This window comes from Streptomyces sp. NPDC056503, assembly GCF_042794995.1.
Lineage (GTDB): Bacteria > Actinomycetota > Actinomycetes > Streptomycetales > Streptomycetaceae > Streptomyces.
On sequence record NZ_JBHTST010000056.1, the window covers coordinates 37,383 to 45,951 of the forward strand.

The 8,569-nt window shown below is 73.4% G+C and carries 5 protein-coding genes; all 5 read right to left on the bottom strand.

Features of this window, described 5'->3' with window-relative positions; all coding sequences use genetic code 11:
• Positions 1–135 precede the first annotated feature (135 nt).
• The 5 genes from ACFQ8C_RS18740 to uvrC all read right to left on the bottom strand — a co-directional run bounded on the left by ACFQ8C_RS18740 (position 136) and on the right by uvrC (position 8,420).
• Positions 136–3,090, bottom strand: coding sequence for a M14 family zinc carboxypeptidase (locus ACFQ8C_RS18740; RefSeq protein WP_383458515.1), 2,955 nt, complete (start codon positions 3,088–3,090; stop codon positions 136–138).
• A gap of 308 nt (positions 3,091–3,398) precedes the next feature.
• Positions 3,399–4,388 carry a DNA-binding protein WhiA gene (gene whiA / locus ACFQ8C_RS18745; RefSeq protein ID WP_383458518.1) on the bottom strand — a complete coding sequence of 330 codons (990 nt, stop codon included), beginning with the start codon at positions 4,386–4,388 and terminating at the stop codon, positions 3,399–3,401.
• Positions 4,379–5,419 (bottom strand): uridine diphosphate-N-acetylglucosamine-binding protein YvcK, encoded by a 1,041-nt coding sequence (gene yvcK, locus ACFQ8C_RS18750; RefSeq protein WP_383458521.1) that lies wholly within the window; start codon positions 5,417–5,419, stop codon positions 4,379–4,381. Before yvcK ends, whiA begins: the two co-directional genes overlap by 10 nt.
• Positions 5,416–6,441, bottom strand: coding sequence for an RNase adapter RapZ (rapZ, locus tag ACFQ8C_RS18755; protein WP_383458524.1), 1,026 nt, complete (start codon positions 6,439–6,441; stop codon positions 5,416–5,418). The genes yvcK and rapZ overlap by 4 nt, the downstream gene beginning before the upstream one ends.
• The gene (gene uvrC, locus ACFQ8C_RS18760) at positions 6,438–8,420 is read right to left on the bottom strand and encodes an excinuclease ABC subunit UvrC (protein ID WP_383458526.1); all 1,983 of its coding nucleotides are present in this window, start codon (positions 8,418–8,420) and stop codon (positions 6,438–6,440) included. Before uvrC ends, rapZ begins: the two co-directional genes overlap by 4 nt.
• Between the last annotated feature and the right edge of the window lie 149 nt (positions 8,421–8,569).

The window sequence follows — 8,569 nt, forward strand, 5'->3', positions numbered from 1 at the left end:
CCTACCCCTCCGGGGGCGCCCGAGTGACATCGAGCGCAGCCGTTCGAGCCCGGAAAGTGACCGGAAAATGGCCGACGGCCCGTACCTACCAGCGGGTACGGGCCGTCTTGGGACCTTTGTCCCCACTACTCTCCGTCAGCGGCGGAGCGCTGTGAGGGCGCGGTCGAGGAGCCGCCGCCGTTCGGCGGCCGATCCGACGTGTTCCAGACCGAAGCCGAGGAGGACGGTGTCACGGGTGGTGACGGCGGCGACGGAGTGGAAGAGGGCCTGCGAGCGGGCCCAGTCGGTGGTGTTGCCGGGGCTGCCGTCCGGGGCGCCGGGCACGGTCCAGGCGCCGAACGAGCTCTCGAAGCCCTCGTGCTCGGTGCCGGCCGCGGTGACCAGCCGGACGTCGTCGACGAAGGCGCCGGTCTCGCCGGTGCCGGGGTCGGAGACGTACGAGAGGGAGAGCTCGACCCGCTTGCCCGCGTAGGCGGCGAGGTCGACGGAGGCCTGCCGCCAGCCGTTGGAGGGGCCGGTGAAGGCGTTCCAGGCGCCGGTGGTGCCGGTGGGCGCGCAGCCGTCCTCGCCGAGGGTGAGGTAGCGGCCGAGGGCCGGGTGCAGCTTCAGGTAGTAGCCCTCCCCGCAGTCGGCGGGCGGCTCGGCCGAGGTGCCGCCGTTGCGGTCGGGCAGGGTGGTCCAGTCGTCCTGGCCGACGGTGCGGGCCTCGACGACGAGGTTGTCGTAGCCGGGCTCGGTGTCGTGGCTGACCTGGAAGTCGAGCCGGGGGGCGTCGGCCGCGGTGGTGCCGGTGAGGTCGACGGTCCGGGAGAGCCGGGCCCAGGCGTCGTCGCCGTGCTTCACGGCGGCGAAGGTGCTCCCCTCGGCCGGTTCGAAGGGGGTGCGCACGCCGGGGTAGTCGCCGGCCGGGGCGCTGGAGGCGAACTGCGGGTACTCCTCCGGGTCGAGGGTGTCGGAGGTGACGGTGTAGGCGCCGGCGTTGTCGAGCGGGTTGCCGTCGGCGGCGGCGAGCCCGGTGGGCGGGCCGGCGAGGCGGCCGGAACCGGCGAAGGAGGCCGGGCCGTTCAGGCCGGCCCGGTGGTACGCGCCGAGCCAGTACTGGGCGAAGTCGTTGGACTCGGCCCGGCCGATCCGGGTGAGTCCGCCGGTCTTCTCGCCGGCGTTGAGGAGCTTGCCGCCCTCGTTGAGGTAGGAGCGGACGGCGAGCTGGACGGCGCCGGAGGGACGCTCCGCGCCGGTGTACCAGACGACGGCGCGGAAGTGGGAGAGGACGCCGAGGGCGTGCGGGACGCCCTGGGTGGCGACGTCCCAGACGGCGGCCTTCCGGCCGGTCGCGGCGAGCGTCCCCGTGTACGTGCCGGCGTGCCGGGCGGCGCTCGTACCGCCCTCCTCGGCGAGGACGAGGACGTCCCCGCGGGCGCGTTCGGCGACCTTGTACGTGAAGGGGGTGGTGGCGGTGGTCCTCCCGTCGCGGCCGCGGGCGGTGAACCAGACCTCGACGGAGTCGCCGGGCCGGGCGCCGCGCACCTCGCCGCGGTACTGGTCGTAGTACAGGTCGTCCTCGCCGCCGTAGGTCTCGCCGCCCTCCCAGGCCTCGACCCCGGCGCGGTGGGCGCGGCCGCCGTTGATCCGGTAGTGGAGGGTCTTGGCGCGCAGCGACTTCCGCGCGGTGACGGCGACCCGCTGCTCCTCGCCCGCGGCGGCGTAGGAGGTGGTGAAGGGGTCGGGGGTGAGGGCCGGGGCCTCGGCGCCGACCGGGGAGACCGGGTCGTCGGGGCGGGCGGCGGACTCGGCGACGGCGAGCGCGAAGGGGATGTTCTTGGCGAACTCGGCCTGGATCAGCTTCTCGTCGTCGGGGAAGGTGAAGACGGAGGCGCAGTCGGCGGCCTCCCAGGCGTCGTGGGGGTCGACGCGGGAGGCGGTGGCGCAGGTGGACATCTCGGGGGTGAACATCTGCATGCCGTTGACGTTGGCGGCGTGTCCGTCGGCCTCGCCGTTGGTGATGTACAGCTCGGAGGAGACCTGCGGCCGGTAGCCGGGGACGGCGGACTTCTCCGGGGTCCCTGCGAGCGCCCTGAGCGCGGTGTCGTCGGGGGTGTCGGTGGCGACCTGCCAGCCGACGCCGTAGAGCAGCAGCTGGGCCGCGGAGTGGTAGTTCACCCCGTACGAGAAGCCGATGCGCTTCTGGAAGGCGTCCAGGGCCCGGGTCTCCGGCTCGGACATGGGGCCCTTGCCGCGGAAGGTCTCGTCGGCCGGGTCGGGGGACGAACCCTCGTCGTCGTAGCCCCACTTGTAGGCGAAGTTGCGGTTGAGGTCGACGCCGTCGGCGCCGCCGACGGTCCCGTCGCCGTCGTTGTCGCGGAGGTTCTTGCGCCACTGGCGGTTGGCCGGGTCGGCGTGGGTGAAGTCGTAGCCGTCGGGGTTGGCGGAAAGCACGAACCACAGCTCGGTGGAGTCGACGATCCGGGTGATCCGCTCGTCGGTGCCGTAGTGGTCGAGGTAGTGGTGGAGCAGCCGCCTCGTCATCTCCGGGGTGATCCACTCCCGGGCGTGCTGGTTGGAGACGTACAGCGTGGCCGGCTTGCTGCCGTCCTTCGCCGTCCTGGCCCCCTTGCTGACCTTGACCGCGAGGATGTCCTGGCCCCTGAGGGTCTTGCCGAGGGAGACGACCTTGGTGAGGCCGGGGTGGTCGGCGGCGGTGGCGAGGAGCTCCTCCTTGAGACCGCCCGGGCCGCCGTAGGGGCGGAAGACCCCGTCGCCCGCGGCGGCCGAGCGCTTCGCGGCGGCGGGCCCCGGGTCGTGCTCGGCGAGGGTGACGCCCCGGCCGCGCAGGGCGCCGGCCTGCGCCTCGGTCAGGTACAGCTCGACGGTGGCGGTGCCGTGCTCGGGCACCCGCTCGGTGAGTTCGTGGCCGTCGGCCCCGGCTTCGAGGAGCAGCGGCACCTGCTCCTCGGAGACCGTGGCCCGCCATACGGAGAGGACGTCGCCGCCCTCCGGGTCCGCCGGTCGCGCTCCGGCGGCGGGTGCCGCCGCGATTCCCGCGATCAGCAGCGAAGCGGCGGCGAGGATCGCCCGCGCTCTTCGTCTCATGAGCCCCCCTTGGTGTGATCCGTCACGAAGAAGAACGGATGCCAGGCTCATGGGCGTCCATGCGACTGTCAAGGGCGCCTCGCGGCAACGGCCGTGGGACGGAAGGACACTGGTGGGACATCAGAAACGTTCTCCCCCGCCGGAGTTCGTGATTCCCCGTGCCGGAGCCCACGGTTCCCCGCGCCGGGGTCCACCCGTTCCCCCACGCGGGAGTCCACGGTTCCCGCGCGCCGGAGCTCGCGGTTCCCCGGGTACGGGAACGGCCCCCGTCCCCGAGGGGCGGGGGCCGTGCGGGCCGGGTTCCGGGCTCAGCCGACCAGGCTCTCGTCCAGCTCCTCCGTCAGGTTCGACTCGGTGCCGGGGATGCCCAGGTCCTGCGCCCGCTTGTCGGCCATGGCGAGCAGCCGGCGGATCCGGCCGGCCACCGCGTCCTTGGTGAGCGGCGGGTCGGCCAGCGCGCCCAGCTCCTCCAGAGAGGCCTGCTTGTGCTCCATGCGCAGCCGGCCGGCCGCGGCGAGGTGCTCGGGCACCTCCTCCGCCAGGATCTCCAGGGCGCGCTGCACCCGGGCGCCGGCGGCGACGGCGGCGCGTGCCGAGCGGCGCAGGTTGGCGTCGTCGAAGTTGGCGAGCCGGTTGGCGGTGGCGCGGACCTCGCGGCGCATCCGCCGCTCCTCCCAGGCCAGCACCGACTCGTGCGCGCCGAGCCGGGTGAGCAGGGCGCCGATGGCGTCGCCGTCACGGACCACGACCCGGTCCACTCCGCGGACCTCGCGGGCCTTGGCGGCGATGGAGAGCCGGCGGGCGGCGCCGACCAGGGCGAGCGCGGCCTCCGGGCCGGGGCAGGTGACCTCCAGGGAGGAGGAGCGGCCCGGCTCGGTCAGCGAGCCGTGGGCGAGGAAGGCACCCCGCCAGGCCGCCTCGGCGTCGCAGGTGGCCCCGGAGACCACCTGCGGGGGGAGGCCGCGGATGGGGCGGCCCCGTCCGTCGACCAGGCCGGTCTGGCGGGCCAGCTGGTCACCGCCGGCCACCACGCGCACCACGAAGCGGGAGCCGCGCCGCAGCCCGCCGGGGGCCATCACGATCAGTTCCGAGCTGTGCCCGAAGATCTCCAGGATGTCCCGCTTCAGCCGCCGGGCCGCCATCGCCGTGTCGAGCTCCGCCTCGATCACGATCCGGCCGCTGACCAGGTGCAGACCGCCCGCGAACCGGAGGATCGACGAGACCTCCGACTTCCTGCAGCAGGTCCGGGTGACGGGGAGCCGGGAGATCTCGTCCTTCACCGCTGCCGTCATCGCCATGGGCCGATCCTTCCATGCATCCGAAAAATACGGTCGTACGCGGCGGCCAGGCGCTCCGGGTCGTGCTTCGGAGAGCCGTCGGCGCGGGCCACCGGCGCCAGCTCGAGCGCGGCGCCGAGCCGCTTGGCGGCGTCGACGAGGGGTTCTCTGGCTGACACGTCGGGCACGGCGGCCTCGTCGGCCAGCACCACGTCCAGGGCGAGTTTAGGGGCGTGTCGTCCCAAAACCTCCAAATGACGCTGCGGGGAGAAGCCCTCTGTTTCTCCCGGCTGGGGCGCGAGGTTCAGCGAGAGCACTTTCCGGGCCTTGGTCTCGACCAGCGCGTCGAGCAGTTCCGGCACGAGCAGGTGCGGGATCACCGAGGAGAACCAGGAGCCCGGGCCGAGGACCACCCAGTCCGCGTCGAGGACCGCCGCGACGGCCTCCGGCACGGCCGGCGGGTCGTGCGGGACCAGGTGGACGGACTGCACCTCGCCCGGGGTGAGCGCGACGGTGGCCTGTCCGCGCACGGTGTCCACGTCGTCCGGGCGCTCCGGGTCGTGCCCCCTGACCAGGGCCTGGAGCTCCAGCGGCACGGCGGACATGGGCAGCACCCGGCCCTGCGCGCCGAGCAGCCGGCCGACCAGGTCGAGGGCCTGCACCGGGTCGCCGCCCAGCTGCTCCCAGAGGGCGACGATCAGCAGGTTGCCGACGGCGTGGCCACCCATCTCGCCCTTGGACTGGAAGCGGTGCTGGATGACCCGGGCCCAGGTCTGGCCCCAGTCGTCGTCGCCGCAGAGGGCGGCGAGCGCCTTGCGCAGATCCCCGGGGGGCAGCACGCCCAGCTCCTCCCGGAGCCGGCCGCTGGAGCCCCCGTCGTCGGCGACGGTGACGACGGCGGTGAGGTCGCCGGTGATCCGCCGCAGCGCGGCGAGGGAGGCGGAGAGGCCCATGCCGCCGCCGAGGGCGACGACCTTCGGCTGGGCGCCGCGTCTGCGGAGCGTCCGCTTCACCGAGAGGGTGGAGGCGGGACGCCGGCGGTAAGGCTTCACTCGCGCCCCATGTCGCGGTGGACGACCACCGTCTCCACGCCCTCGGCGGCGATGCGGGCGGCGAGCTTCTCGGCGGTGGCGACGGAGCGGTGCTTGCCGCCGGTGCAGCCGACGGCGATGGTCACGTACCGCTTGCCCTCGCGGCGGTAGCCGGCGGCGATCAGCTGGAGCAGCTCCGTGTAGCGGTCCAGGAACTCCTTGGCGCCGGGCTGGTTGTAGACGTAGTTCGCCACCTCCTCGTTGAGGCCGGTGTACGGGCGCAGCTCGGGGACCCAGTGCGGGTTGGGCAGGAAGCGCATGTCGACGACGAGGTCGGCGTCGACGGGCAGGCCGTACTTGAAGCCGAAGGACATGACGGTGGCCCGCAGCTCGGGCTCCTCGTCGCCGGCGAACTGGGCGTCCATCTTGGCGCGCAGCTCGTGGACGTTGAGGCTGGAGGTGTCGATGACCAGGTCGGCGTCGCCGCGCAGCTCGCGCAGCAGGTCGCGCTCGGCGGCGATGCCGTCGGTGATGCGGCCGTCGCCCTGGAGGGGGTGGGGGCGGCGGACCGACTCGAAGCGGCGGACCAGGGCCTCGTCGGAGGACTCCAGGAAGACGATCCGGCGGGTGACCTGCTTGGCGTCGAGGTCGGCGAGGGACTCCCGCAGGGCGTCGAAGAACTGCCGGCCGCGGACGTCGACGACGACCGCGATCCGGGCGACGTTGCCCTGGGAGCGGGCGCCGAGCTCCACCATGGTGGGGATCAGCGCGGGCGGCAGGTTGTCGACGACGAACCAGCCGAGGTCCTCCAGACACTTCGCCGCGGTGGACCGGCCGGCTCCGGACATGCCTGAGATGATCACCAGCTCGGGGATGGCCGCCTCGGCGCCGTTGTCGCCCGCGGTCTCCTTCGTGCCCGTACTCACGTGTCCTGCTCCGTCTTCTCGGTGGTGCCCGTCGTGCGTGGGGTGCCCGTCGCGCGGGTGGTGCGCGCGGTCCGTGTCGTGCTGTCCGTGCCCGTCGCCGGGGTGGCGGTCGGTCATCCGGTGGTGCCCCCGTCGTCTTCCATGATCTCTCCTGTGGCCGTGTTCACGGCGGGTGCGGCGGGGGCCGCCTGGGCCAGGGCCACGGCGACCGCCTCCGCGGTCTTCCGGCCGAAGCCGGGGACCTCGCAGATCTGCTCGATTGTCGCCTGCCTGAGCCGCTTCACCGAGCCGAAATGCTTGATCAGAGCCTGCTTGCGCGTGTCGCCGAGACCGGGGACGGCGTCGAGGGGGCTGCTCCGGAGCCGTTTGGTCCGCTTGGAGCGCTGGTAGCGGATGGCGAAATCGTGAGCCGTGTCACGGACCCGCTGGAGGAGGTAGAGGCCCTCGCTGGAACGGGGCAGTACGACCGGGTCGTCCTCGCCGGGCAGCCAGACCTCCTCCAGGCGCTTGGCGAGCCCGCAGACGGCGACGTCGTCGATGCCGAGCTCGTCCAGGGCGCGGCGGGCGGCGGCGACCTGGGGCTGTCCGCCGTCGACGACGACGAGCTGCGGCGGGTAGGCGAAGCGCTTGGGCCGGCCGTCGTCGCCGGCCTCGTCGACCGCGACCTCGCCGTCCTCGCCCCACTCCCCCGTCCTCTCCTTCTCGGCGAGGTAGCGCCGGAAGCGGCGGCCGACGACCTCGTGCATGGAACGGACGTCGTCCTGGCCCTCGAAGGACTTGATCTGGAAGCGGCGGTACTCGCTCTTGCGGGGCAGCCCGTCCTCGAAGACGACCATGGAGGCGACGACGTCCTCGCCCTGGAGGTGGGAGATGTCGAAGCACTCGATGCGCAGCGGCGCCGACTCCAGGTCCAGGGCCTCGGCGATCTCCTCCAGGGCCCGGGAGCGGGTGGTGAGGTCGCTGGCCCGCTTGGTCTTGTGCAGGACGAGCGCCTGCTGGGCGTTGCGGGCGACGGTCGCCATCAGGTCCTTCTTGTCGCCGCGCTGCGGGACGCGCAGGGAGACGTGGGACCCCCGGCGGCCGGAGAGCCACTGGGTGACGGCCTCGGCGTCCTCGGGGAGGGCCGGGACGAGGACCTCCTTGGGCACCGCCTCGCCGCTCTCCTCGCCGTACAGCTGCTGGAGGGCGTGCTCGACGAGCCCGGCGGTGTCGACGGCCTCGACCTTGTCGGTGACCCAGCCGCGCTGGCCGCGGACGCGCCCGCCGCGGACGTGGAAGATCTGGACGGCGGCCTCCAGCTCGTCCTCGGCGAGGGCGATGAGGTCGGCGTCGGTGGCGTCGGCGAGGACGACGGCGCTCTTCTCCATGGCCCGGCGCAGCGCCTCTATGTCGTCGCGGAGCCGGGCGGCCTTCTCGTACTCCATGTCCTCGGCCGCCACCGTCATCCGCTTCTCCAGGCGGCGGATGTACGCGCCGGTGCGGCCGGCCATGAAGTCGCAGAACTCGTCCGCCAGTTCGCGGTGCTCCTCGGGGTCGACCCGGCCGACGCAGGGCGCCGAGCACTTGCCGATGTAGCCGAGCAGACAGGGCCGCCCGGCGGAGGCGGCGTTCCGGAACACGCCGGCCGAGCAGGTCCGTACGGGGAAGACCCGCAGCATCAGGTCGACGGTCTCGCGGATCGCCCACGCGTGCGCGTACGGCCCGAAGTACCGCACGCCCTTCTTCTTCTGGCCGCGCATGACCTGCACGCGCGGGAACTCCTCGTTCAGCGTGACGGCGAGGTAGGGGTAGCTCTTGTCGTCCCGGTACTTCACGTTGAACCGGGGGTCGTACTCCTTGATCCAGGAGTACTCCAGCTGGAGCGCCTCGACCTCGGTCGAGACGACCGTCCACTCCACGGAGGCGGCCGTGGTCACCATGGTGGCGGTCCGCGGGTGCAGGCTCGCGAGCGGCTGGAAGTAGTTGGCCAGCCGCTGCTTCAGCGACTTCGCCTTCCCGACGTAGATCACCCGCCGGTGCTCGTCCCGGAACTTGTAGACACCCGGGACGTCGGGAATCTGCCCCGGCGCGGGTCGATAGCTGGTGGGGTCGGCCATGCGCCCACCCTACTGGCGCGCGCCGACAGGCCGGGCGGGCACGCGGCCCCCGCGGGCGGGGGCGTACGGCTCGCCCGGGGAGCCTCCCCGGCGGGCCCGGGCGTACGGCCGCGGGCGCGCGCAGGCGTCCGGCCCGGGCCGCCTCGTGG

Excerpts from the sequence above, each read along its gene's own strand:
- ACFQ8C_RS18740 (WP_383458515.1), bottom strand. The coding sequence starts at position 3,090 with ATGAGACGAAGAGCGCGGGCGATCCTCGCCGCCGCTTCGCTGCTGATC.
- whiA (WP_383458518.1), bottom strand. The coding sequence starts at position 4,388 with ATGGCGATGACGGCAGCGGTGAAGGACGAGATCTCCCGGCTCCCCGTC.
- rapZ (WP_383458524.1), bottom strand. The coding sequence starts at position 6,441 with ATGACCGACCGCCACCCCGGCGACGGGCACGGACAGCACGACACGGAC.
- uvrC (WP_383458526.1), bottom strand. The coding sequence starts at position 8,420 with ATGGCCGACCCCACCAGCTATCGACCCGCGCCGGGGCAGATTCCCGAC.